The sequence below is a fragment of the Pseudomonas sp. MEJ108 genome, assembly GCF_030208985.1.
GTDB lineage: Bacteria > Pseudomonadota > Gammaproteobacteria > Pseudomonadales > Pseudomonadaceae > Aquipseudomonas > Aquipseudomonas fragariae.
This window is the reverse complement of sequence record NZ_JARVSW010000020.1, coordinates 153,786-178,975: the sequence shown is the minus strand read 5'-3', so window position 1 is coordinate 178,975 and position 25,190 is coordinate 153,786. Positions and strand designations below refer to the sequence as shown.

The following is a 25,190-nucleotide window of genomic DNA, read 5'->3' as shown; positions in this document are numbered from 1 at the left end:
TATTCAGCTCACTTTGACAGTCCGAAAGATGGGGCATTTTCTACCGTGAATACTCCCCTCGACCTCCCATTGGGAGGCGGCGAAATGGGTCGGTTTATCCGAGAGACGGACTGGTCGACGTCCGCGCTGGGACCTAAGCAAGCATGGCCCGCAGCGCTACTGTCTTCAATGAATCTGATGCTCAGTTGCCCTGACAGCATGTACCTGCTCTGGGGCCCGGACTACACCCTGTTTTTCAATGACGCTTACGCTCAGGTCCTGCCCATCGCGGCAGCACAGGCGCAGGGGCAGCCCATTGCCTCGGTCTGGGGCGATGCCTGGGAAGCCGTGCGGCCGCTCGCCGAGCAGGCGCTGGCCGGACAAAACCGCCGCTCCGACGATATTCAGCGCACCATCGTGCGCAATGGCAAGCCCGAGCAGACCTGGTGGTCGCTGTCCTACTCGCCGCTGTATGGCGATAGCGGCCTGATCGAGGGCGTGTTCTGCCGTGTCAACGAGACCACCTTGCAGGTCATGGCTGAAGCACGTCAGTCGGAAAACGAAGCGTTCACGGACCGTGTGCTGTCGAGCATCAACGACTGCATCAAGGTGCTGGACCTGGACTCGCGCCTGACCTTCATGAGTGAGGGCGGTCAGCGGATCATGGAGGTCAGCGATTTCAACGCGATTCGCGGCTGCCCCTGGCCTGACTTCTGGCAGGAACAGGGCAATCTGGACGCCATCGCGGCAGTCGAAGCGGCCAGAGCGGGTCAGAACGCCAGTTTTACGGGCTCGGCGCGAACCCTGGCCGGCACCACCAAGTGGTGGCACGTGCAGGTCAGCCCGATTTTCGGCAAGGATGGCAAACCGGAGAAGATCCTCTGTGTGTCCAGGGACATGACCCAGCTCAGAGACGCTGAAGAAGCCCTGCTGTCGCTCAACGAGACGCTCGAGCAGCGCGTGGTCGAACGCACCCAGGACCGTGATCGCATCTGGAGGCTATCGACCGACCTGATGCTGGTGGCGCAGTTCGACGGGATCATCTCGGCAGTCAATCCGGCATGGACGCAAGCCCTCGGCTGGTCGGAAGAACAACTGCTCGACAGCCAGTTTCTGGCACTGGTGCACCCTGAAGACGTGGACAGTACGCTGGCCGCCATGAGCGGGCTGGAGAACGGCCGCACCATCCCGCACTTCAAGAATCGCTATCGCCATCAGGACGGCTCGTACCGGACCATCTCCTGGACGGCCGTGCCGGACAAGCAATTCATCCATGCCGTCGGCCGTGACATTCAGGCCGAGGAAGAGGCCAATGAAGCGCTGCGGCTTTCACAGGACGCCCTGCATCAGGCGCAGAAGCTGGAAGCCATTGGCCAACTTACCGGCGGCGTAGCGCATGACTTCAATAATCTGTTGACGGTGATCCGCTCCTGCAGCGACCTGCTGAAGTCGCCAAACCTGGAAGAGCACCGTCGCGTCAAATACGTCGAAGCCATTTCCAGCACGGTGGACCGGGCCGCGCGCTTGACCGGACAGTTGTTGGCGTTTGCCCGCCGTCAGGCCTTGCAGCCGGAAGTGTTCGATGTGTGCAAAAGCGTGGCGCGCATTGGCGAGATGATGGACACGCTGACCGGCGCGCGGATTCAGGTCAGCATCGACCTGCCTGCCGAGCCGTGCTTCATCTTCGCCGATGGCAGCCAGTTCGATACTGCGCTGGTCAACATGGTGGTCAACGCCCGCGATGCGATGTCCGGCGCGGGGCGGCTGGTCATCAAGGTTGAATGCGCTGCCTGTCCTGCCGACGATCAACCCGCTTCACTCGGCGAGGGTGACTATATAGAGGGTGACTATGTAAGGGTATCGCTGACCGATACCGGCGCCGGTATTGCCAAGGAGAAACTGGGCCTGATCTTCGAACCGTTCTATACCACCAAGAGTGTCGGCCAGGGCACGGGGCTGGGTTTGTCACAGGTATTCGGGTTTGCCAAACAGTCGGGTGGTGAAGTGCTGGTTGAAAGCGAGCTGGGCAAAGGCAGCCGCTTCACGCTGTGCCTGCCCAGCGCACAGAATCACGAAGTCGTCCAGGAAGACCATCGCCACACCCTCACCCCGTTGCCCGGGCTGTGCGTGCTGATGGTCGAGGACAATCAGGACATCGGCACCTATACCCGCCCCATGCTTGAGCAAATGGGCTTTCAGGTGCTCTGGGTAAGCAGTGCCGCCGAAGCACTGAAAGAGCTTTCCGGCAACCCGGAAAACTTTCATGTGGTGTTCTCGGATATCGCCATGCCGGGCATGAGCGGCCTGGAACTGTACGCCGAAATCGAAGCGCGCTATCCGTGGATGCCGGTGGTTCTCACCACCGGGTACAGCACTGAGTTCGCGACGATCGCTCAGGACGAAACACAGCGCTTCGACCTGTTGCAGAAACCCTACTCCAGAGACGATCTGGCGGCGATTCTGCACAAGGCCGTGAGCCGTAGCGGCGAGCACTGAGGGGATGGATTCGCATCAATTCATCACGCCAGCGGATTCACTGATGCCTGATACGCATGAGTGAACCCCGGCACTCTTGACGCATGAAACCAAGACAACACCGGTTGCCTTGATTCAGAATCACGCAAAACATCGCAACACTCTTAGAGCAGGGAGCATTTTCGAGATGATCGTCGGTATTGATCTGGGCACCACCAACAGCCTGGTGGCTGTATGGCGCGACGGCAGCAGCGAGCTGGTGACCAACGCATTGGGAGAAACACTTACCCCCAGCGTTGTCGGGCTGGACGACGACGGGCAGATTCTGGTCGGCAAGGCAGCCCGCGAACGCCTGCAGACCCACCCGGAAAAAACCGCCGCCCTGTTCAAGCGCTACATGGGCAGCGCCCAGGAAATTCGCCTCGGCTCTGCTACTTACCGCCCCGAAGAGCTGTCCTCGCTGGTGCTCAAAAGCCTGAAGGCTGACGTCGAGCGCGCGTTTGGCGAGCCTGTTACCGAAGCGGTGATCAGCGTTCCGGCCTATTTCAGCGACGCTCAGCGTAAAGCCACGCGTATTGCCGGAGAGCTGGCGGGCCTCAAGGTCGAGAAGCTCATCAACGAGCCGACAGCGGCGGCGCTGGCCTATGGCCTTCACCAGAAGGAAGGCGAAACCTCGTTTCTGGTCTTCGACCTGGGCGGCGGTACCTTCGACATCTCGATCCTCGAACTTTTCGACGGCGTGATGGAAGTGCGTGCCAGCGCGGGCGACAACTTTCTGGGGGGTGAAGATTTCGATCAGGTCATGGTCGAGCACTTTGTGAACCTGCACCGCGATGAGCCGGACTTCCCGTCAACGGAGCTGATTGCCCCGGCCTTGCGGCGCGAAGCCGAGCGCGTGCGCAAGGCACTGGGTCAGGAAGGGAGTGCCGACTTCGTATTGCGTCACGCCGACAGGGAATGGCGAAAGACCATTACTCAAGAGCAGATGAGCGACTTTTATGCGCCCCTGCTCAACCGCCTTCGCGCGCCGGCCGAGCGTGCGCTTCGAGACGCGCGGATACGCGTCGCCGATCTGGATGAGATTCTGCTGGTGGGCGGCACGACGCGCATGCCACTGATCCGCAAGCTTGCCGCGAGCCTGTTCGGGCGCTTCCCTTCCATTGCACTCAATCCCGATGAAATCGTCGCTCAGGGCGCAGCGGTGCAGGCGGCACTCAAGCACCGGGACGCAGCGCTGGAAGAGATCGTCCTCACCGATGTGTGCCCTTACACGCTGGGGATCGAGACCATCACGCAAGTTGGCAATCGCTATGAAAGCGGTCACTACCTGCCCATTATCGAACGCAATAGCGTCGTACCGGTCAGCCGGGTAAAAACAGTGCAGACCGTCAGTGATGATCAAGAGCACGTTATGGTGCGGATCTTTCAAGGCGAAAGCCGTATGGTCAAGGACAACATCGCCCTGGGCGAGCTCATTATCCCGATCCCCAGGGCGAAGGCCGGCGAAGTGGCGCTGGATGTGCGTTTTACCTATGACAATAACGGCCTGCTGGAGGCCGACGTGATGACACAGCTGACCGGGGAACGTCACAAGCTGGTCATCGAAAACAACCCTGGCGTGATGACACCTGATGAAATACAGGAACGCCTTCAGGTACTCGAAGCGCTCAAAGTCCATCCGCGCGAACAACAGGTCAACACTCATCTGATCGCCAGACTCGAACGCCTGTATCAGGAATGCCTGGGCAGCGATCGAGAACTTATCGATCACTGGACCACCCAGTTTCAGCATGTGCTGGAAACACAGGACGAGCGGCAGATCAGCGAAATTCGCAAGCAACTCAAACAGGAAGTCGACACGTTCGAGCAGGGCGCAAGATGATCGACTGTTGGTCAGTACTTGAGCTGAATAACGATGCCGACGAGCGCAGCATCAAACGCCAATATGCCCGGTTACTGAAGGTCAACCGTCCTGATGAAGACCCGGCTGCCTTCCAGAATCTGCGTGATGCCTATGAGGAGGCGCTGCAGCTGGCACGATCGCGCGCGGATGAGGACGACCAGCCTGTCATGCTGCGCCAGCCCTTGCCTGAGCCCTCGCCTGCCACGCTTCTGACAACGACCGTTATCGAGCAGCCCGGTGGCCTGGACTGGCTTCAACAGGTCAGGCAAACCACTGCACAGAACCTGCCCGAGCAACAGCAGCTCGCCATGGAGCATGGACAGGCGGAGCGCTTTCAACAACTGTTGCTGCTGGAGTGCCTGAACGACTCGGCGCGTCGTGTCGAGTTGATCAAAGCTGCATTTCAGCATCTGCGCTGGCTGACGGTATGGCAAAGCATTCATATCAGCAGCTACCAGCAGCACGCCTTGGCCGAGGCGATATTGCGCGAGGCGTTCGAAGCGTTCAGCGCACTCATCGAGAGCGGGCAGCATGCACGCTTCATTGAAGAACTTCAGACGCTGGAGCAACAGCCCTGGCTGACAGAGCTGGAGCGTCGCGAGCATTTGCAATGCAGGTGCATGGTCTTGCTGATTGCCAGCCAGCATGTGACCTCTGACCTGCTGGAACAGACGCGCGCGGTATTTGGCTGGAACCTGCAGCAAAACCTCCACCCCGGCCCGGAAGACCTCTGGCAGACGCTGCGCCAGCGATACGAAGAAGTGGAGTACGCCGAGCATCTGCAACGCCTGCTCGATGCCAAACCGAGCACTGCCGGAGGCAAGGCCGCGCACTTGATGTTCAAGCCGCCACGTCTGGCCGCGCGGATCCGTACCGCGGTCAAGCAAGACGCCTCGGTGTGGAACGCCTGCGCGCATATTCAGGAGCAGTTGACCGTCCACTACCCCGATATCCTCAAGCGCTACCCCGAAGCAGACCTGAACGCCTGGAAACTCATGCGTGAGCAGAGCGACTTCACGCCGCTCATCTGGGTCTACATCGGCGCGTTTCTGCTGGCGTTGCTGGCACCCCCGCTAGCGCCTGAAGGCACGGAATACAATCCGGGAACGCGGGTCCTCGTGCTGTTCCTGACACCGCTCTGGACAACCGTCGGCTTCTTCATCTTTATCTGTGTATGGCGTCCGCTGATGGTTCTCGCAGAGCCTGCCGATGCCTGGCTGAGCAGCAAGTTACTGCCCAAGGTGCTGAGCTGGCCCGGTGCCCAGGCGCTGGTCTTGCGGCATGGCCTGCCCTTTTTGTTTCTGGGCCTTGTCCAGGTGCTTGACGGCCCGCGCACGCTGCTGGCTTATCTGCTGCTGGCGGTGCTGTGGGTCGCCCTGTCGCCTTATCGCTACCTGTTTCAGACGGCGCCTGCCCGGCAGAAGATTCGGCAGTTTTATGCAAGGCACACGATCATGGTGATCATCGGCACTGTCAGCATCGTCATGGCAGCGCTGTTGATCTCCTCTAAACTGAGCGCTTGAGCGGTCTTCTGTCGGCAATCGACCAGAACACCCTGCTGCGAGCGCTCCCATCGGCAAGAATCCGCTTATCCCAATCGGGCAGATAAGCGGATTCTTGCTCATCAAAGTCGTCCTACCGCTCTAGAACAAGCCTTCATGGTCTGGCACAGCTCCTGCTATGTAACGGGCAGGGCATCGAATGCCTCCTTCCAAAAATAATGAAAACAAGGAACACCATGGAAACTTCCAATCCCGCCTCCCATGGGTCGGCTGCTACTGCCGCTGGCCAGAAAACCACCTCCAGCCGTCTCAAATCGATTTTCAGTGGCTCGGTCGGCAACATGGTCGAGTGGTACGACTGGTACGTCTACGCCGCCTTCTCGCTGTACTTCGCCAAAGCCTTCTTTCCCAAGGGCGACACCACCGCACAGTTGCTCAACACCGCCGCGATCTTTGCCGTCGGCTTTCTGATGCGGCCCATCGGTGGCTGGCTGATGGGGCTGTACGCCGACTATAAAGGGCGCAAGGCCGCGCTGATGGCATCGGTGCTGCTGATGTGCTTCGGCTCGCTGATCATTGCCCTGACACCGGGCTATGAAAGCATCGGCGTCGGTGCCCCGATTCTGCTGGTGTTCGCCCGCTTGCTGCAGGGCCTGTCTGTCGGCGGTGAATACGGCACGTCCGCCACCTACCTCAGCGAAATGGCCACCAAGGAACGTCGTGGCTTCTTCTCCAGTTTTCAGTACGTCACGCTGATTTCCGGCCAGCTCATCGCGCTGGGCGTGCTGATCGTTCTGCAGCAGACGCTGACCACCGAGCAGCTGTATGCCTGGGGCTGGCGCATCCCGTTCGTCATCGGCGCCCTGTGCGCAATCGTCGCGCTGTTCCTACGTCGCGGCATGGAAGAAACCGAGTCGTTCACGCGCAAGAAGAAGGAAAAGCCCAAGGAGAGCCTGATGCGTACGCTGATGCGCCATCCCAAGGAACTGATGACCGTCGTGGGTCTTACCATGGGCGGGACGCTGGCTTTCTACACTTACACCACTTACATGCAGAAGTATCTGGTCAACACCGTCGGCATGAGCATCACCGACTCGACGTCGATATCAGCGGCGACACTGTTTCTGTTTATGCTGTTGCAGCCGGTCATCGGCGCGCTGTCCGACAAGGTCGGGCGGCGTCCGATCCTGATCGCGTTCGGCGTGTTGGGAACGCTGTGTACCGTACCGATCCTGACCACGTTGCATACCATTCAGACATGGTGGGGTGCGTTCTTCCTGATCATGGCGGCACTGATCATTGTCAGCGGCTATACCTCGATCAACGCAGTGGTGAAGGCCGAGCTGTTCCCGACCGAGATCCGTGCGCTGGGCGTCGGTCTGCCTTACGCCCTGACGGTATCGATCTTCGGCGGCACTGCGGAATACATCGCGCTGTGGTTCAAGAGCATCGGGATGGAAACCGGTTACTACTGGTACGTCACTGCCTGTATTGCCTGCTCGCTGCTGGTGTATGTGTTCATGAAAGACACGCGTAAGCACTCGCGTATCGAAACTGACTGATCGGATTGCGACGATTCTCGTGCCCAAGCTCCGCTCTCATCGTTATATACAAATCTCGTGGGAGCGAGCTTGCTCGCGAAGAGGCCGGTACAGCCTCCAGAAATAGAGCGTTATGACTGACTCTTCATGAGCAATGGGGATCGCCGCCCCGTTCACTCCATTTTTCGGGCTTATCGAGACGTGTGTATAACGCTGAGGACTCCGCGCAGGCAGAAGAGTCATTCAGGCTCACTTACAACGATCAATATCATCGCCCGCATTGATACATCAGCCGCTCCAAAACAATCAATTACATCCAGCACCTGCAACAGAGTGTTACAGGGCGGTGCGTTATTTAGCCGAATTTCAGTAATAACCGCTTGAATAAACTGCGCTTTTAATTTGTCAAGAGCCTTTATTACAAGACTTTTCAGAAATTGCACCACAATAATGCAACACCGCCTGCAAGGCCCGAAACCAGAGCATTACAGACAACTATCATTTTCAGCGATGATCGCTAGCAATCCTATTAACTTCTTAATAATCCGCTGGCGCGTAGCATTGCCTCCATACCGGGATGACAACTCACCCGACACCCATTGGAGACATCATCATGAAAACCAACACACTGATCTTTGGCCTGGCTATCTCCGTTCTGGCTTCCAGCGCATTTGCACTTCCAGCCACCCACGTTCAAAGCGACCTGTCCAGCGCCACCCTCGTTGCTGAAGGCGGTACCAAACACACTAACGTCGGCTCGATCCGCGTGTCGGCTGACGGCGCAGATCACGTCGGTGCCAACCGTCTCGCCGCTGATGGCGAAGACCGCGTCGGTGCCAACCGTCAGGCTGCCGATGGTGCAGACCACGTCGGTGCCAATCGTCTTGCTGCAGACGGTGCAGATCGAGTAGGCGCCAATCGTCTGGGCTGATCGCTCACGCAACACCCCCAAAGCCCGGCCGATGTCGGGCTTCTTCATGTCTGGCTCAGGATGAAACACACACGCCCCTCTGGCATCCTCTGCAAATGCGCAGCACTATGCTGACATCCACTATTGAGCCCATCAGGAACCGAGCATGTCAGACGCTATTCACTCCTACGAGCCATCCAAGGGTCACGGCCTGCCGCACGACCCGTTCAACGCGATTGTAGGCCCACGCCCGATTGGCTGGATTTCGTCGCAGGATGCCAACGGCAAACTCAACCTGGCACCTTACAGCTTCTTCAATGCGTTCAACTACGTGCCGCCGATCATCGGGTTCTGCAGCGTAGGTCGCAAAGACAGCCTCAATAATATCGAGCAGACCGGCGAGTTCGTCTGGAACCTGGCGACCCGCTCGCTGGCCGAAGCCATGAACCAGAGCTGCGCGCCAGTCGCGCCGGACGTCAGCGAATTCGAACTGGCAAACCTGACACCACTGGCCTCGCAGATCGTCTCGGTGCCGCGTGTACTCGAAACGCCAGTGTCGTTCGAGTGCAAGGTCACGCAGATCATTCAATTGCAACGCGCCGACAAGGAACTGGTGCCCAGCTGGTTGATTCTCGGCGAGGTGGTGGCGGTGCACATCGACAAGTCGCTGCTCAAGGACGGCGTTTACGACACCGCCGCCGCCGAGCCGATTCTGCGCGGCGGCGGCCCGGCGGATTACTTCCAGCTCGGCCCGGAAGCGCTGTTCAAGATGTTCCGCCCCGGCGCCTGATCAGGCGTCAGCCCAGACCGGTTCGCCCTCTGCATCGATATCGACCAGCCGCTGCAGCTCTTGCACAGCGGCCAGGTCGGCATCATCGGCGGTCTTGAATTTCTGGTCCGGCAGCAGCGCATGAAAACGCGGTGCGCCGCCGGCGCCCAGCGCCTTCACGGCAATCGCCGCGTTATAACCCTGCTCGGACGGCATCACTGCCGAGACCACTTCAAACCCGTTGTATTCCTTGCGTGCCATGTCTCTCAACCCTGCCAATACGTCAAAGCGCGAATTCTAGCGCGTCTTTCGGCTCGTCCGACACGCGGCATGCAGCGATAAGGCAGCCGACGCAAAACCCAACCTTGTCCTACACTCTAATCAGTCCTTTCAAACTGCTCTGTAGCCGAGGTAAGGAGTGCGTCATGAAAGCAATAACAAGAAAGTGCATGGTTGTCGCAGGTGCTCTGGCGGTATTGGCTGTATACGGCGCCGGTGCCTATCGTAACGAACTGGCGCGCCAGGCCCCCTATGTCTCCAGCTGTACGTTTGGCCATTGCGTGCCAACCGATGCAACCTTCAGCGCCTTGCGATGAGGCGCGCACAGCGTGAATTGCATCGCCATTGCGCAAAGGCAGCTATCGATTAGCAAGCTATCGGATTAGACTGGCCAGACTCTCCCGCCACACTTGCGGCGGGTCAACACTGCCATCAGGTTTTGCCTTGACCAGTCTTAATCAAACGCCTCCGGCCATCCGCAGCATCCTGTTTGCGTTGATGATGGCAGTCCTGCTCAGCGCGCTGGACCAAACCATCGTCGCGGTCTCGATGCCCGCCATCTCTGCCCAGTTCAGAGACATCGATCTACTGGCCTGGGTCATATCCGCCTACATGGTGTCGTTGACCGTGGCCGTGCCGATCTACGGCAAGCTCGGCGATCTTTACGGGCGCCGTAAACTGATGCTGTTCGGGCTGGGGATTTTTACCCTGGCGTCGCTGTTCTGTGGCCTGGCGCAGAGCATGGAACAACTGGTGCTGGCGCGCGTCCTGCAAGGCATCGGCGCAGGCGGGATGGTTTCGGTCAGCCAGGCGATCATCGCCGACATCGTTCCACCTCGCGAACGTGGCCGCTATCAGGGTTATTTCAGCAGCATGTACGCCGTGGCCAGCGTCGCCGGGCCGGTGCTCGGCGGCCTGATGACTGAATACCTGTCCTGGCGCTGGGTGTTCCTGATCAATCTGCCATTGGGGGCCGCTGCGCTGATCGTCGCGTATCGGACCCTGGTCGGCCTGCCGGTGCCGCAGCGCAAGCCGATCATCGATTACCTGGGTACCGTGCTGATGATCATCGGCCTGACAGCGCTGCTGTTGGGGATTACCGAAATTGGCCAGGGGCATGGCCTGGGCGATGCCGAGGTTCAGTTGTTACTGGGCACGGCCCTGCTGACGCTGGCCATTTTCGTCTGGTACGAACGTCGCACTGCCGAACCGTTGCTGCCCATGCATCTGTTCACCAACAAGAGCGCCGTGCTGTGCTGGTGCACCGTGTTCTTCACCAGTTTTCAGGCCATCTCCCTGATTGTCCTGATGCCGCTGCGTTACCAGACCGTTACCGGGGGCGGCGCAGACAGCGCCGCCCTGCACTTGCTTCCACTGGCGATTGGCATGCCGATGGGCGCCTATTTTGCCGGGCGACGCACAGCGCATACCGGGCGCTACAAGCCGCTGATCCTGACCGGTGCGCTGTTGATGCCGGTTGCGATTCTGGGCATGGCCTTCACGCCGCCGCAGTCGCTGATAGTCATGAGCCTGTTCATGGTCCTCACAGGTGTTGCGACCGGCATGCAGTTCCCCACGTCATTGGTCGGCACTCAGAATTCGGTTCAGCCCCGGGATATGGGCGTGGCGACCAGCACGACCAATCTGTTCCGCTCGCTGGGTGGTGCAGTGGGCGTGGCACTGATGTCGGCGCTGCTGTTGGCCATGTTGCAGCACACCGGGGTCGGCCAACTCGGCGCAGGAGCACTGGGTGGCGAAGGCAGCTCCGGCAACGTCCTGCTCGACAGTCTGAACGCGGCAACCGGCCCCGCGCTGGAAACCCTGCGCGCCGAACTGGCAGTGACCTTCAGAAACCTGCTGATCACCAGCGCGGCCATTTCGCTGCTCGGTCTTGCGGCAGCCGCGGTGATGCCCAATACGTTGCTGCGAGGACGGGACTGATCGGCCTTTCTGGTTCAGGAAGGCATCCCGGCCCAGAACCATTGCGTTTTCTTGCTCTTTATATGGGCAAACGCAGGCATCAGTTCACCCTCGTCGAAGTGCCGACGCGAACCGGACTGTGCGCTGCTGAACCAGCTGCCTGAGCGAGGGCATGCTTGCCCGGCATCGACCGGCGGCAGCGGCTTTTCATCGAATCGCGCATACCACTGCGCAGTGGTCTCATCGGTAAAACCGATTCCGGGAGCCAGGTAGGGATGAAGATTGCCGGTGTCCTGCAGGCGAATCGGCTTGATCATCCTGTTGACCGTCACATAAGGCTTTGGCGGCGGCAGCCCTCGCCCGCCCAGCTCAGGCACCTCGCCGGCGCGAATGATCAGGCCGTTGCGATAGGTGTGGAAAACGATCTCACTGTGCGCACTCATCTCGCCGCGCATTTTGTCGCTGCCCCCCAACTGCCTGACGAACGCATCACCGAGCACGGTGTACCAGCTGACGCCCTTGATGCGGTCCAGCAGACGCAGGCTTTCAATGTGCGGGCCGGGGTCGACCATCAACCCGCTAAAATCCTGAGCAAGCCGGAATTCCCACGGCAAATACTGATGGCCATCGCAAGGCAACACACAAGCAAGACCACCAAAGCCGTGCTCGGCCTGCAGTTCGCTGCTGAGGTACCTGATCCACTCCTCGTAATGTTTCAAGCCGTCGGGCTCGGTCAGGTATGACCAGGGCAGAACCATTTTCAGACACGATCGATCGTTGTCGGCCTGCCCCTCTGAGGTGTTCATCACGAACAGGCTGTAGGTGGCGACTTCAGCCTGAGTGGCGCTGGCGATAGACCAGATGAACTGCTCGTCTGGCGGGCTCTCGACAATCTGACGCCGGGTCGAGGCGAATCCGGAGCCGCTCAAGCGGCGCATGCGTTTGAAGAGTTGCCATTTGAGTCTGGTTTTGAACGCATCGTAAAAGCGCAAAAAGCAGGCTTCGACGCGACGCTTCATCTCCACGGTGTGGCCATTGCGAAAATACAGCGTGGTGATCAATCCCAATCGTATGACCGGCGTGCCCAACACGGAATCCATGGACACACGTTCGGATTGTTGCGTGATCCTGGCCAATAACCTCACAGCGTCAGTTGCAGTGTCCGACATGCCCCGCCCTCCCATCAGTCGCGGGGGTCAGGTTTTTGCGCGTACCTGCATGCCCTTCGCAGGTTTCGGTCACGCCGGAAATGTCCCCACTCATTGGGTAGCCATGGCCCTGCCAGCGCGAGTGGACATCAGCGTAACTGGCGATGATTTCAAGGCACATAGGCGCAAGATTCGGCAAAAACATGCAACCTTCCTCTCTTCTGATTCTTTCAGGAGGCGAAGAGTGAAGGGAGTTTTCCTGCGGGGCAATACTCGGAATTTACTTTGGGAAATCAGCTACATGTATCAGGAAATGTCCTACCTGCTTCCTACAATATCTTGTCAGATCAACGCTCGCTGATACCTGCACGGTGGGCGCAATCAATGAATATCGGCAAACGATCGGTAAACACACTCTATAAGAGGCACGAATCGGAGTCAGGCTCTGCACAGCGTCGCTGGCAGGCGGAACCGGCGGGTGCCGCCGCCGGTCATGTTCAGTCAGGCACCCACTGTCGAGCGGTTATTATCGATCAGCAACGTCGGGCTGAAACGCAACATGTCCAGGCACACGTCGACCAGTTGCTCGGCCTCTGCAGGCAGCGAGAAGCTGTCCGGAACCAGCAGCCATTGATAGATGATGCCGTTGACGTAAGCAAACAGGGCCACTGCAGCGCGCGCGGTGTCCAGCCTTTTGGGTAGCTGCCCCTGGCGTACGGCATTATTCAGCCCCAGGGTGATCCGATCGTGGCACTGTATGGCGTTGTCCTGGCGCTGACGACGAAAATCACACATCTCGTCGGTAAACTCGCACTTGTGAAACAGGATTTCATTGATGCGACGGGTTTTCGGGTCCAGTGCGAGCTCATGAAACAGGTGAATCAACAGATTTCTCATGCAGCCCAGCGGGTCTTCCTCTTCCTCGCTCTGACTGGCCTGCGCCATTTCGTCGAGGGGTTCCTGAAGACTGTCGAGCATGGCCTGCACCAGATCGGCCTTATTGTTAAAGTGCCAATAGATGGCGCCTCGCGTCACACCGGCAAGGGTTGCAATGTCGGCCAGCGTGGTGCGGGCGACGCCTCGCTCATAAAAAGCCTGCTCGGCAGCCTCCAGAATCTGGCTGCGAGTGATCTGAGCTTCCTCTTTGGTGCGACGAACCATGGCAATAAGACCTCAAAAAATTCACCTCAGGCACGCGTCTTGCGTCATGCCTCGAGATATGGCCGGGCGGCATTTGTCTCGCCTTGTCCCGAATTGGCTGCCGGCTTCCTGAATAGTGGCCGAATGCGCACAGCGGGTGTTTACAAACAGCCGCGAATGTAAGTATATTCCTTAGCATGCTACTTATCTAGCCGAAATATTTTTTAACACTTCAACGTACTGTTGAGAAAACAGGCTCCTGCCCCGAGGATCTTCATGCAATTCAAGCCAGCTGTTACCGTTCTGGTCACTGCCATCGCCCTGGCAACCCTGCTCAGTGGCTGTAGCAAGAAGGAACAGGCCGCCCCGCCTGCGCAAACCCCTCAGGTAGGCGTCGTTACCATCAAAGCACAGCCCTATACCCTGACCACCGAGCTGCCAGGCCGGACCACCGCCTTCCGCGTCGCCGAGGTTCGCCCTCAGGTCAACGGCATCATTCTCAAGCGCCTGTTTACCGAAGGTGGCGATGTCAAGGCCGGTCAGCAGCTCTACCAGATCGACCCGGCTGTCTATGAAGCCAACGCCAACAGCGCCAAGGCCACCCTGCAGTCCGCCAAGTCGATGTCCGATCGCTACAAGCAACTGGTCAGCGAGCAGGCAGTGAGCCGTCAGGAGTACGACACGGCGCTGGCATCCACCCAGGAAGCGCAGGCAGCCCTGCAGACCGCCCAGATCAACCTGCGCTACACCAAGGTGCTGGCTCCTATTTCCGGTCGTATCGGTCGCTCTGCGGTGACTGAAGGCGCACTGGTGAGCAGCGCGCAGACCGACGCGATGGCAACCATCCAGCAACTCGACCCGATCTATGTCGACGTGGTGCAGTCCTCTGCCGACATGCTCAAGCTGCGCAGCGACCTGGACAGCGGCAAGCTGCAGAAAGCCGGCGACAACGCGGCCAAGGTCAAGCTGACCCTGGAAGACAACAGCGTCTACGCCCAGGAAGGCAAACTGGAATTCGCCGAAGTATCGGTTGACCAGACCACCGGCTCCGTGACCCTGCGCGCCGTGTTCCCGAACCCTGAACACCGTCTGCTGCCGGGCATGTTCGTTCATGCGCAGTTGCAGGCTGGCGTCAATTCGAAAGCCATCCTGGCACCGCAGCAAGGCGTAACCCGCGACCTGAAAGGCACGCCGACCGCCATGGTCGTCAATCAGGACAACAAGGTTGAAATGCGTACGCTGGTGGCCAATCGCACCGTGGGCAGCGACTGGCTGATCGAAGACGGCCTGAAAGAAGGTGATCGCGTCATTACCGAAGGCCTGCAGTACGTCAAACCAGGCGCCGAAGTGAAAGTCGCCGAAGCGACCAACGTCAAAGGAGCAAACCCGGCACCTGCCCCGGCCACTGATAAAGCCGCAGGCAGCAAAGGGGAGTAACCCATGTCGAAATTTTTTATTGATCGACCCATTTTTGCCTGGGTTATTGCCCTCGTGATCATGCTGGTCGGTGCGCTGTCGATTTCCAGCCTGCCGATCAACCAGTACCCGAGCATCGCACCGCCCGCCATCGGTATCCAGGTCACCTATCCGGGCGCGTCTGCCCAGACGGTGCAGGACACTGTGGTTCAGGTGATCGAGCAACAGCTCAACGGTATCGACAACCTGCGTTATGTCAGCTCGGAAAGTAACTCCGACGGCAGCATGACCATCACTGCGACGTTCAATCAGGGCACCAACCCGGATACGGCGCAGGTTCAGGTGCAGAACAAGCTCAACCTCGCGACCCCGCTGCTGCCACAGGAAGTGCAGCAACAGGGTATCCGCGTCACCAAGGCAGTGAAGAACTTCCTGATGGTGATCGGTCTGGTGTCGGAAGACGGCAGCATGGGCAAGGAAGACCTGGCCAACTACATCGTGTCGAACATGCAGGATCCGATCTCGCGGACCTCCGGTGTGGGTGACTTCCAGGTGTTCGGTTCGCAGTACGCCATGCGTATCTGGCTGGACCCGGCCAAGCTGAACAACTTCCAGCTGACCCCGGTGGACGTGAAAGACGCGATCACCGCGCAAAACGTTCAGGTGTCGTCCGGCCAGTTGGGCGGCCTGCCATCGATCAGCGGCCAGCAGTTGAACGCTACGATCATCGGCAAGACCCGTCTGCAGACCGCCGAGCAGTTCGGCAACATCTTCCTCAAGGTCAACACCGACGGCTCGCAGGTTCGCCTGAAAGACGTCGCCACGGTCGGCCTGGGCGCAGAAAACTACAGCACCGACTCGCAGTTCGACGGCAAACCGGCTTCCGGTCTGGCGATCAAGCTCGCAACCGGCGCCAACGCGCTGGACACCGCCAAGGCCATCCGCGCGACCGTTTCCTCGCTGGAGCCGTTCTTTCCGCCTGGCATGAAAGTCGTGTATCCGTATGACACGACACCGGTGGTCAGCGAATCGATCAACGGTGTGGTGCACACCCTGATCGAAGCGATCGTGCTGGTGTTCCTGGTGATGTACCTGTTCCTGCAGAACTTCCGCGCAACCATCATCACCACGATGACGGTTCCGGTGGTCTTGCTGGGTACGTTCGGCATCCTCGCGGCCTTCGGTTTCACCATCAACACCCTGACCATGTTCGGTATGGTGCTGGCCATCGGCTTGCTGGTGGACGATGCGATTGTGGTGGTGGAAAACGTCGAGCGGGTCATGGAGGAGGAAAAGCTCTCCCCGCGCGACGCCACGATCAAATCCATGACACAGATTCAGGGCGCACTGGTCGGTATTGCCCTGGTGCTGTCGGCGGTTCTGTTGCCGATGGCGTTCTTCGGCGGCTCCACCGGGGTGATCTACAAGCAGTTCTCGATCACCATCGTCTCGGCCATGGCCCTGTCGGTCGTGGTTGCGCTGATCTTCACCCCGGCGCTGTGCGCCACCATGCTCAAGCCCATCGATCACGAGAAGCACGGGCAACCGAAACGGGGTTTCTTCGGCTGGTTCAACCGCACCTTCGACCGCAGCGTTCTGAGTTACGAGCGCGGCGTCGGCAACATGCTCAAGCACAAGTGGCCTGCGTATCTGGGTTACATACTGATCTGCGCGGGCATGGTGTTCATGTTCATGCGTATTCCGGCTGCGTTCCTGCCGGAAGAAGACCAGGGCGTTATCTTCGCCCAGATCCAGACACCGGCCGGCTCCTCGACCGAGCGCACGCAGGAAGTCATCGATCAGATGCGTGAGTACCTGCTGACTAAGGAAAGCGGCGCGGTGAAGTCGGTGTTCTCGGTAAACGGCTTCAACTTCGCGGGCCGCGGTCAAAGCTCGGCGATTGCGTTCGTGATGCTCAAGCCGTGGGAAGAGCGTGATTCCAACAACAGCGTTTTCGAACTGGCCAAGCGGGCTCAAGGCTATTTCTTCAGCCTGCGCGACGCGATGGTGTTTGCGGTCGTCCCGCCTTCGGTACTCGAACTGGGTAACGCCACAGGCTTCGACGTCTACCTGCAGGATCAGGGCGGCGTGGGTCACGACAAGCTAATGGAAGCGCGTAACCAGTTCCTCGGCATGGCTGCACAGAGCAAGATTCTGGCGGGCGTGCGTCCGAACGGTCTGAACGACGAACCGCAATACCAGTTGATCATCGACGACGAGCGCGCCAGTGCATTGGGCATCACCCTGTCGGACATCAACAACACCCTGTCCATCGCGTTGGGTGGTAGCTACGTCAACGACTTCATCGACCGTGGCCGTGTGAAGAAGGTGTACATCCAGGGCGATGCAGGTGCGCGTATGACGCCTGAAGACCTGAAGAAATGGTACGTACGCAACAGCGCGGGCGAGATGGTGCCGTTCTCGGCCTTCGCCAGCGGCAAATGGTCCTACGGCTCGCCGAAACTGTCACGCTACAACGGCGTGGCGGCAGAGGAAGTACTCGGTACTCCAGCCCCTGGCTACAGCAGCGGCGACGCGATGAACGAAGTCGAGGCGCTGGCCAAGAAGCTGCCGCAAGGTATCGGCATCTCGTGGACCGGTCTGTCCTACGAGGAACGCCTGTCCGGTTCACAGGCCCCTGCCCTGTATGCCCTGTCGCTGCTGGTCGTGTTCCTCTGTCTGGCGGCATTGTATGAAAGCTGGTCGATTCCGATCGCGGTCATCCTCGTGGTGCCACTGGGGGTTATCGGTGCACTGATGGCAACCAGCCTGCGCGGTCTGTCCAACGACGTGTTCTTCCAGGTCGGGTTGCTGGTGACGGTGGGTCTGGCGGCGAAAAACGCCATTCTGATCGTCGAGTTCGCCAAAGAGCTTCACGAACAGGGCAAGAGCCTGGTCGACGCGGCGATCGAGGCCTGCCGCATGCGTCTGCGCCCGATCATCATGACCTCCATGGCCTTCATCCTTGGCGTTGTGCCGCTGGCGATTTCCTCGGGCGCAGGTTCGGGTAGTCAGCATTCGATCGGTACTGGCGTAATTGGCGGTATGATCACCGCAGTTATTCTGGCGATCTTCTGGGTGCCCCTGTTCTTCGTAACGGTTTCAGGGCTCTTCAAGAGCAAGCAGAAACATATTTCACACGATGAGGCTGGCCAATGAGCAAGTCATTGATCTCACTTGCAGTTACCGCGTTCATTCTCGGCGGCTGCTCTTTGATCCCCGATTACAAGCAGCCGCAAGCACCGGTCGCGGCACAATATCCGCAAGGGCCGGCGTACTCGCCGGTCGAAGGCGCCAAAATGGCCGCCGCGGAGCAAGGCTGGCGGCACTTCTTCAATGACCCGGCGCTGCAACAGCTGATTCAGACTGCACTGCTCAACAACCGTGACCTGCGGGTTGCGGCGCTGAACATCGACGCCTACCGCGCCCAGTACCGTATCCAGCGCTCGGACCTGTTCCCTGCTGTTTCGGCCACCGGTAGCGGCTCACGTCAGCGCGTGCCGGGTGATCAGTCGCAGACCGGTCAGCCAGGCATCACCAGCAGCTACTCGGCCACCCTGGGTGTCAGCTCGTACGAGCTGGACCTCTTCGGCCGGGTCCGCAGCCTCAGCGAGCAGGCGCTGGAGACCTACTTCGCCAGCGAGGAAGCGCGTCGCAGTACCCAGATCAGTCTGGTGGCCAGCGTCGCCAATGCCTACATGACCTGGCAGGCCGACAAGGAACTGCTCAAGCTGACGCAGGACACCCTGAAGACCTACGAAGAAAGCTTCCGTCTGACCTCGCGCGCCAGCGAAGTCGGCGTTTCTTCGGCACTGGACCTGAGCCAGTCGCGCACCGCCGTCGAAAGCGCGCGCGCCAAACTGGCCCAGTACCAGCGCCTGGTTGCCCAGGATCAGAACAGCCTGGTGCTGCTGCTTGGCACCAGCCTGCCCGACAACCTGCCGGCCAGCCACTTGCTCGATTCCGACATGCTGACCGAAATGCCGGCAGGCCTGCCGTCCGACCTGCTGCAGCGTCGTCCGGACATTCTCGAGGCCGAGCACTCGCTCAAGGCGGCCAACGCCAACATCGGCGCGGCACGTGCAGCGTTCTTCCCGAGCATCAGCCTGACGGCCAGTGCCGGGACCAGCAGCAGCGAGCTGTCCGGCCTGTTCAAGGGCGGATCGGGCGCCTGGCTGTTCCAGCCAAGCATCAACATCCCGATCTTCAACGCCGGCAACCTGCGCGCAAGCCTGGACTACTCGAAAATCCAGAAGGAAATCAGCGTCGCCAACTACGAGAAGGCGATTCAGACCGCCTTCCAGGAAGTGTCCGACGGTCTGGCTTCGCGCAAGACCTATGACGAGCAGCTCCAGGCGCAACGTGACTTCGTCGCGGCCAACCAGGATTACTACCGTCTGGCCGAGCGTCGCTACCGGATCGGCATCGACAGCAACCTGACCTTCCTCGACGCCCAGCGCTCGCTGTTCAGTGCGCAACAAACGCTGATCACCGACCGCCTGTCGCAGCTGACCAGCGAGGTCAACCTGTACAAGGCCCTCGGCGGCGGCTGGTATGAAAGAACCGGGCAGACCGAAACCATCTCCAAGGAGAAGCCTTCGGTTCAGTTGTTCTGATTGCAGTGCATAAAAAACCCACCTGATCAGGTGGGTTTTTTTATGGCCGAAACACACCTGCGATCAGTGATCCTGATGCAGGTACTTGGGCTCTTTGGGCAAACGCAGACTGAACAGGAACGCTACCGCCATCATCGCCGTCACGTACCAGTAAAAGCTGTTTTCCATTCCGGCACTCTTGAGCTTCAGGGCAACCCACTCAGCCGAGCCGCCGAACACCGCGTTGGCCACCGCATACGCCAGCCCTACGCCCAGCGCACGAACCTGTGGCGGAAACATTTCGGCTTTGACCAGCCCGCTGATCGAGGTGTAGAAGCTGACGATCGCCAGCGCCAGGGTAATCAGCACGAAGGCAATGAACGGGTTGGTGGTGGTCTTGAGCGTCATCAGGATTGGCACTGTACACAGCGTACCCAGCGCGCCGAACAGGAGCATCGAATTGCGACGGCCGATGCGGTCTGCGAGCATGCCGAAGAACGGCTGCATGCACATGTACAGAAACAGCGCGCCGGTCATGATGTAGCTGGCGGTCTTGGCTTCCATGCCCCCGGTGTTGACCAGGTATTTCTGCATGTAGGTCGTGAAGGTGTAGAAAATCAGCGAGCCACCGGCGGTGTAGCCCAGCACGGTGATGAAGGCCGCAGCGTGATGCTTGAACAGTGCCGCAATACTGCCCGCGTCCTTATCCTGCCGGCTTTCGGCCGTGGTGGTTTCATTGAGGGTGCGACGCAGCAGCAAGGCGATAACCGCAGCGCCAGCACCGATCACGAAGGGGATGCGCCAGCCGTAGTCACGCAGCTCTTCGGTGGTCAGGAATTGCTGGAGAATGACCACCGTCAACACGGCCAGCAATTGCCCGCCGATCAGGGTGACGTACTGGAACGAAGCATAAAAGCCGCGCTGGCCACGTAGCGCCACTTCACTCATGTAGGTGGCCGTGGTGCCGTACTCGCCACCTACCGACAGACCTTGCAGCAGGCGCGCCATCAGCAGCAAGGCCGGCGCCCAGGCACCAATCGATGCATAGGTCGGCAGGCAGGCGATGATCAGTGATCCGGCACACATCATGGTGACCGAAATCAGCATGGAGTTCTTGCGCCCATGTTTGTCCGCGACACGACCAAACAGCCAGCCGCCAATCGGACGCATCAGAAAGCCAGCGGCAAACACACCCGCGGTGTTGAGCAACTGAACGGTCGGATCATCGGAAGGGAAGAAAGCCGGTGCGAAATAAATCGCGCAGAAGGCGTAGATATAGAAGTCGAACCATTCGACCAGGTTGCCGGATGAGGCGCCGACAATCGCGAAAATTCTTTTGCTTCGCTCCTCGCCGGTGTAATGCGGTGCTTCTGATGTTGTAGTCATTATTTTCCCCAAGCAGAACTGTCCATAAGAAACAATCTGTAACACCGTCTTTAATCGAGCACAATCAATCAGGCCAATTCAGCCGACAGGAATAGCGGTATCGTTGAACATTCCGCGCCCGGACGAACAACAACCCGGATCATCGGCCCGCCTTTTCGTGGAGGCAGACAAACGATCCGGGTTGCTGGACAACAGGTTGAAGCAGGAGGGTTTACCGCTCGATGGCCAGTGCGAGCCCCTGCCCGACGCCGACGCACATGGTTGCCAGGCCTCTGCGCCCGCCGGTTTTCTCCAGATGATGCAGCGCCGTCAGCACCAGCCGCGCGCCGCTCATGCCCAGCGGGTGGCCGAGGGCAATCGCCCCTCCGTTGGGATTGACCTGCGGTGCATCGTCGGCCAGACCCAGTTCGCGCAAGACCGCAAGCCCCTGGCTGGCAAATGCTTCATTGAGCTCGATGACATCGAAATCGGTCACCGCCAGGCCCAGCCGCTCGACCAGCTTACGCACCGCTGGCACCGGACCAATGCCCATCACCCGAGGTGCAACCGCCGCACTGGCCATGCCGAGCACACGGGCACGCGGCGTCAGGCCATGCTTTTTCACCGCTTCGGCCGACGCCAGAATCAGCGCAGCAGCACCGTCGTTGACCCCGGACGCGTTACCGGCAGTCACCGTGCGGTCCGGGCCGTTGACCGGCTTGAGTTTGCTCAGGGTTTCCAGACTGGTATCGCCACGCGGATGCTCATCCTTGTCGACAAGGGTCTCGCCCTTTTTGTGCGCGACTCGCACCGGCACGATCTCTTCCTCGAAAAAGCCCGCAGCCTGGGCAACGGCAGTGCGTTGCTGGCTGCGCAGGGCGAAGGCGTCCTGATCGGCTCGAGAAATCCTGAAGTCGGTTGCAACGTTGTCGCCCGTCTCGGGCATCGAGTCCACGCCGTACTGCGCTTTCATCGCCGGATTGATAAAGCGCCAGCCGATGGTGGTGTCTTCCAGCTTCATGTTGCGCGAAAACGCGGCATCGGCCTTGCCCATCACGAAGGGCGCGCGGGACATCGACTCGACGCCTCCGGCGATCGCCAGCTCGATTTCACCTGAAGCGATGGCCCGGAAAGCGGTGCCGATGGCGTCCATCCCGGACGCACACAGGCGATTGAGGGTGACCCCCGGTACGCTTTGTGGCAGCCCGGCCAACAGTGCGGCCATGCGCGCAACGTTGCGGTTGTCCTCACCGGCCTGATTGGCACAGCCGAAGAACACTTCGTCGATTTCCTCCCAGTTGACCGACGGGTTGCGCTCCATCAGCGCCTTGATCGGCACCGCCGCCAGGTCGTCTGCACGCACCGAAGACAGCCCGCCACCAAAGCGACCGATGGGCGTACGAATCGCATCGCAAATAAACACTTCACGCATCACGCTTCTCCTGCAACCTGACCGTGAGCCGCGGCAGTCCGTGCTTCCAGATCACGCAGCGCCGTCAGCTCGACCTCGGTAGGCTCTTCGGACACAACAACGGTGTCGGCAAAGCGGATCGCCCAACCGGTTGCAGCGATAACCTGCTCACGGGTCACGCCAGGATGCAGCGTAGTCACGACGAACTCGTGGGTGCCGGCTTCCGGCTCCATGATGCACAGGTCGGTGATGATGCCCACCGGGCCGGCACCGGGCAGGCCCAGACGCTTGCGCGAATCGCCGCCTTCGCCATGGCCGACCGAGGTGATGAAATCCAGCTTGTCGACGAACGAACGCGCCGACTGCTTGAGGATGATCAGCACTGACTTGGCCGACCCGGCGATCTCCGGCGCACCACCGGCGCCCGGCAGACGCACTTTGGGATGGTGGTAATCACCGACCACGGTGGTGTTGATGTTGCCGAAGCGGTCGACCTGCGCTGCGCCAAGAAAGCCGACATCGACGCGACCGCCCTGCAGCCAGTAACGAAAGATTTCGCTGGTGGATACCACTGTGTCTGCGGTTTCAGCCAGCTCGCCATCACCGATAGACAGCGGCAACACCGTGGGTTTGGCACCAATCGGACCGGACTCGTAGATCAGTACCACGTCAGGCGCAGAGGTAAGACGTGCCAGATTCGCCGCCTTCGAAGGCAGGCCGATGCCGACGAAGCACACAGAACCATTGCGCAAGCGACGGGCTGCGGCGACGGTCATCATTTCACTGGTGGAGTAAGTCATTGTTTGGCCTCCGAAGCGCGAGCCAGCTTGCTCTGGAATTCACTGAAATCTGCGGTGCCGTGGATGTATTCATCGATCCACGCGGTGAAGGTCTCCCGGTCTCTGGCGATCGGGTCCCAGGCCTGATAGAAGGGGTTGTCACGTTCGTAGTAACCGTGCGCATAAGACGGGTGAGCACCGCCTGGCACCAGACACACAGCGCTCAGCGCCCAGGTCGGCAGCACGCAGGAGTTCATCGGGGCGTTCAGGTCATCGACAATTTCTTCCACCGTCACAATGCAGCGCTGTGCAGCCAGCGCGGCTTCTTTCTGCGCACCGAGAATGCCCCACAACAGCACGTTGCCCTTGCGGTCGGCTTTCTGTGCATGAATCACGGTCACGTCCGGGCGCACCGAAGGCACCGCTGCCAGCACCTCACCGGTGAACGGGCAGGTGACGGTCTTGATCAGCGGGTTGACCTTGGGCAGGTCAGAGCCGGCGTAAGCGCGCAGCACAGCGAACGGCAGACCGGACGCACCGGCTACATAGGCGTTGGCGAGGTCGGCATGGCTGTGCTCTTCAATTTCCATCGCGCGCGGCCATTGTTTTTCAACGGCATCGCGCAAACGGTGCAAGGAGCCAACGCCAGGGTTGCCGCCCCACGAAAAAATCAGCCGCTTCGCACAACCGGCGCCGATCAACTGGTCGTAGATCAGGTCGGGAGTCATGCGCACCAGGGTCAGGTCCTTTTTACCCTGACGGATGATTTCATGGCCAGCGGCCGTGGGGATCAGATGAGTGAAGCCTTCCAGCGCAACGGTGTCGCCATCGTTGACCAGTTGCTTCACCGCATCGCGTAGAGAAAGAATGTCTGCCATGAGGTGCTCCGAACCCAACATCACGTTCAATGATCAGCGCGAAGACCTGCGCCGGAATGAAAATGAGGTTATGCCTGAGCAAGAGGGCAAACAATCCGATAATCGACTAAACGTTCGGTAATCGAACAAATTCAATCAGCCAAAACACGGCCACTTCAGGTAAACAGCTGCGTACTCAAGTCGCGACTGGCATCGAGCATGATCGGCAGAAAGCGCTGTTCCAGCTCGCTGCGTGCCACACGTCCGGCGCTGGTGCTGACATTCAGCGCCGCCAGCACCTGGCCCGACGCATCATAGACCGGTACCGCAATTGAACGCAGCCCCTGTTCCAGTTCCTGATCGACAATGCACCAGCCCTGTTGCCGAACCAGTTGCAGACATTCGAGCAAGGCTTCCGGGGTGCGAATGGTGCGGCTGGTCTTGGGCTGCAGATCGACATGGTCAAGGTATTCATGCAACGACACGTCATCCAGTGCGGCCAGCAGAATGCGGCCCATGGACGTGCAGTACGCGGGAAGACGACCGCCCACGGAAAGGTCGACCGAGATCAGCCGCTGCGTGGTGGCAGAGCGCGCGATATAAAGAATGTCGTCGCCTTCCAGCGTGGCCATGTTGCACGCCTCGTGCAGCTGGTCGCTCATACGGTCCAGATAAGGCTGCGACGAGGTTGCCAGTGGCGTCGATGACAAATAGGCGTGGCCCAGCGTCAACACCTTGGGCAGTAGCGAGTAGGTACGGCCGTCAGTGGTCGCATAACCGAGCTTGATCAGGGTGTGCAGACAACGACGCACTGCCGCACGGGGGATCTCCGTGCGATGGCTGATCTGCGCAATGGTCAGGTGCCGCTTGCGCTCCTGAAAGGCATGAATCACGGCCAGCCCACGCGCCAGCGAGGTCATGAAATCCGGATCACCGGTCAGCGCCTGAATGCGCTTTGCGGGCGACGCCACGATGGGCGGTGCCAATGAGGCAAAAGATTTACGCAGTTCGTCGTTCATTGACACACCTTATGTAACTGCCTTTCAGGCCCTGTAAACCGCAGGTTTCAGCTCTTTGCAGGGGAGCGAAGCCAACCCCCGGTTGTGCGATTATCGAACAGGTGGCCGATAATCGCAATTGACCCCATGTAAATATACTTATACCTTTACCTCTGCCATGAAGTGACTTCTTGGAAATACTG

The 25,190-nt window shown here is 59.6% G+C and carries 20 protein-coding genes; 11 read left to right on the top strand and 9 right to left on the bottom strand.

Annotation, left to right across the window (positions count from 1 at the left end):
* The first annotated feature begins 84 nt into the window (after nucleotides 1–84).
* The 6 genes from QRN50_RS11495 (at nucleotide 85) to QRN50_RS11470 (ending at nucleotide 9,100) form a co-directional block, all read left to right on the top strand.
* Nucleotides 85–2,475, top strand: a complete 2,391-nt coding sequence (locus QRN50_RS11495; protein WP_080433985.1) for a PAS domain-containing protein — start codon at nucleotides 85–87, stop codon at nucleotides 2,473–2,475.
* 166 nt (nucleotides 2,476–2,641) lie between these two features.
* Nucleotides 2,642–4,336 carry a molecular chaperone HscC gene (locus QRN50_RS11490; protein WP_096127063.1) on the top strand — a complete coding sequence of 565 codons (1,695 nt, stop codon included), beginning with the start codon at nucleotides 2,642–2,644 and terminating at the stop codon, nucleotides 4,334–4,336.
* Nucleotides 4,333–5,880 carry a J domain-containing protein gene (locus QRN50_RS11485; protein ID WP_060409141.1) on the top strand — a complete coding sequence of 516 codons (1,548 nt, stop codon included), beginning with the start codon at nucleotides 4,333–4,335 and terminating at the stop codon, nucleotides 5,878–5,880. Before QRN50_RS11490 ends, QRN50_RS11485 begins: the two co-directional genes overlap by 4 nt.
* Nucleotides 5,881–6,095: 215 nt before the next feature.
* Entirely contained in the window at nucleotides 6,096–7,421 is a 1,326-nt protein-coding gene (locus tag QRN50_RS11480; protein WP_024641536.1) for an MFS transporter, read from the top strand.
* Nucleotides 7,422–8,013: 592 nt separating this feature from the next.
* Nucleotides 8,014–8,331, top strand: coding sequence for a hypothetical protein (locus tag QRN50_RS11475; RefSeq protein ID WP_096127062.1), 318 nt, complete (start codon nucleotides 8,014–8,016; stop codon nucleotides 8,329–8,331).
* Nucleotides 8,332–8,476: 145 nt separating this feature from the next.
* Nucleotides 8,477–9,100 carry a flavin reductase family protein gene (locus tag QRN50_RS11470; RefSeq protein ID WP_003406312.1) on the top strand — a complete coding sequence of 208 codons (624 nt, stop codon included), beginning with the start codon at nucleotides 8,477–8,479 and terminating at the stop codon, nucleotides 9,098–9,100.
* Here the strand turns inward: QRN50_RS11470 and QRN50_RS11465 are convergent, their stop codons facing one another.
* A complete protein-coding gene (locus QRN50_RS11465; protein ID WP_003406313.1) occupies nucleotides 9,101–9,340 on the bottom strand; it encodes a hypothetical protein in 240 nt (79 codons plus the stop codon). It lies immediately after the preceding gene.
* Nucleotides 9,341–9,504: 164 nt separating this feature from the next.
* Between QRN50_RS11465 and QRN50_RS11460 the strand changes: the two genes are divergently transcribed.
* Together QRN50_RS11460 and QRN50_RS11455 are read left to right on the top strand one after the other, a co-directional pair.
* Nucleotides 9,505–9,675: a hypothetical protein gene (locus QRN50_RS11460; protein ID WP_162885101.1), complete on the top strand. Its 171-nt coding sequence runs from the start codon at nucleotides 9,505–9,507 to the stop codon at nucleotides 9,673–9,675.
* A gap of 127 nt (nucleotides 9,676–9,802) precedes the next feature.
* Nucleotides 9,803–11,299 (top strand): MDR family MFS transporter, encoded by a 1,497-nt coding sequence (locus QRN50_RS11455; protein ID WP_060409143.1) that lies wholly within the window; start codon nucleotides 9,803–9,805, stop codon nucleotides 11,297–11,299.
* Nucleotides 11,300–11,313: 14 nt separating this feature from the next.
* Here the strand turns inward: QRN50_RS11455 and QRN50_RS11450 are convergent, their stop codons facing one another.
* The 3 genes from QRN50_RS11450 to pmeR form a co-directional block, all read right to left on the bottom strand.
* Nucleotides 11,314–12,447 carry a DUF3396 domain-containing protein gene (locus tag QRN50_RS11450; protein WP_060409144.1) on the bottom strand — a complete coding sequence of 378 codons (1,134 nt, stop codon included), beginning with the start codon at nucleotides 12,445–12,447 and terminating at the stop codon, nucleotides 11,314–11,316.
* Nucleotides 12,428–12,631, bottom strand: a complete 204-nt coding sequence (locus QRN50_RS11445) for a hypothetical protein (RefSeq protein WP_080397957.1) — start codon at nucleotides 12,629–12,631, stop codon at nucleotides 12,428–12,430. Before QRN50_RS11445 ends, QRN50_RS11450 begins: the two co-directional genes overlap by 20 nt.
* A 296-nt stretch (nucleotides 12,632–12,927) precedes the next feature.
* Entirely contained in the window at nucleotides 12,928–13,587 is a 660-nt protein-coding gene (gene pmeR / locus QRN50_RS11440; protein ID WP_003406317.1) for an auxin-lysine conjugate-binding transcriptional regulator PmeR, read from the bottom strand.
* 255 nt (nucleotides 13,588–13,842) lie between these two features.
* Here pmeR and QRN50_RS11435 point away from each other — a divergent pair, with 255 nt between their 5' ends.
* Genes QRN50_RS11435 through QRN50_RS11425 form a run of 3 tightly spaced genes read left to right on the top strand, consistent with a single transcriptional unit; the run spans nucleotide 13,843 to nucleotide 19,598 of the window.
* On the top strand, nucleotides 13,843–15,003 hold the full coding sequence (locus tag QRN50_RS11435) for an efflux RND transporter periplasmic adaptor subunit (protein ID WP_024641852.1): 1,161 nt from the start codon (nucleotides 13,843–13,845) through the stop codon (nucleotides 15,001–15,003).
* Nucleotides 15,004–15,006: 3 nt separating this feature from the next.
* Nucleotides 15,007–18,141 (top strand): efflux RND transporter permease subunit, encoded by a 3,135-nt coding sequence (locus tag QRN50_RS11430; RefSeq protein WP_011268787.1) that lies wholly within the window; start codon nucleotides 15,007–15,009, stop codon nucleotides 18,139–18,141.
* Entirely contained in the window at nucleotides 18,138–19,598 is a 1,461-nt protein-coding gene (locus tag QRN50_RS11425; protein ID WP_011268788.1) for an AdeC/AdeK/OprM family multidrug efflux complex outer membrane factor, read from the top strand. The genes QRN50_RS11430 and QRN50_RS11425 overlap by 4 nt, the downstream gene beginning before the upstream one ends.
* 63 nt (nucleotides 19,599–19,661) lie before the next feature.
* Here the strand turns inward: QRN50_RS11425 and QRN50_RS11420 are convergent, their stop codons facing one another.
* The 5 genes from QRN50_RS11420 to pcaR all read right to left on the bottom strand — a co-directional run bounded on the left by QRN50_RS11420 (nucleotide 19,662) and on the right by pcaR (nucleotide 25,008).
* Nucleotides 19,662–20,963, bottom strand: coding sequence for an MFS family transporter (locus tag QRN50_RS11420; RefSeq protein ID WP_011268789.1), 1,302 nt, complete (start codon nucleotides 20,961–20,963; stop codon nucleotides 19,662–19,664).
* 211 nt (nucleotides 20,964–21,174) lie between these two features.
* Nucleotides 21,175–22,377, bottom strand: coding sequence for a 3-oxoadipyl-CoA thiolase (gene pcaF / locus QRN50_RS11415; RefSeq protein WP_172452242.1), 1,203 nt, complete (start codon nucleotides 22,375–22,377; stop codon nucleotides 21,175–21,177).
* A complete protein-coding gene (locus QRN50_RS11410) occupies nucleotides 22,374–23,153 on the bottom strand; it encodes a CoA-transferase subunit beta (RefSeq protein WP_003406327.1) in 780 nt (259 codons plus the stop codon). Before QRN50_RS11410 ends, pcaF begins: the two co-directional genes overlap by 4 nt.
* Nucleotides 23,150–24,010: a CoA transferase subunit A gene (locus tag QRN50_RS11405; RefSeq protein ID WP_024641851.1), complete on the bottom strand. Its 861-nt coding sequence runs from the start codon at nucleotides 24,008–24,010 to the stop codon at nucleotides 23,150–23,152. The genes QRN50_RS11410 and QRN50_RS11405 overlap by 4 nt, the downstream gene beginning before the upstream one ends.
* Nucleotides 24,011–24,165: 155 nt before the next feature.
* Nucleotides 24,166–25,008 carry a pca regulon transcriptional regulator PcaR gene (pcaR, locus tag QRN50_RS11400; protein WP_003363842.1) on the bottom strand — a complete coding sequence of 281 codons (843 nt, stop codon included), beginning with the start codon at nucleotides 25,006–25,008 and terminating at the stop codon, nucleotides 24,166–24,168.
* Nucleotides 25,009–25,190: the final 182 nt, after the last annotated feature.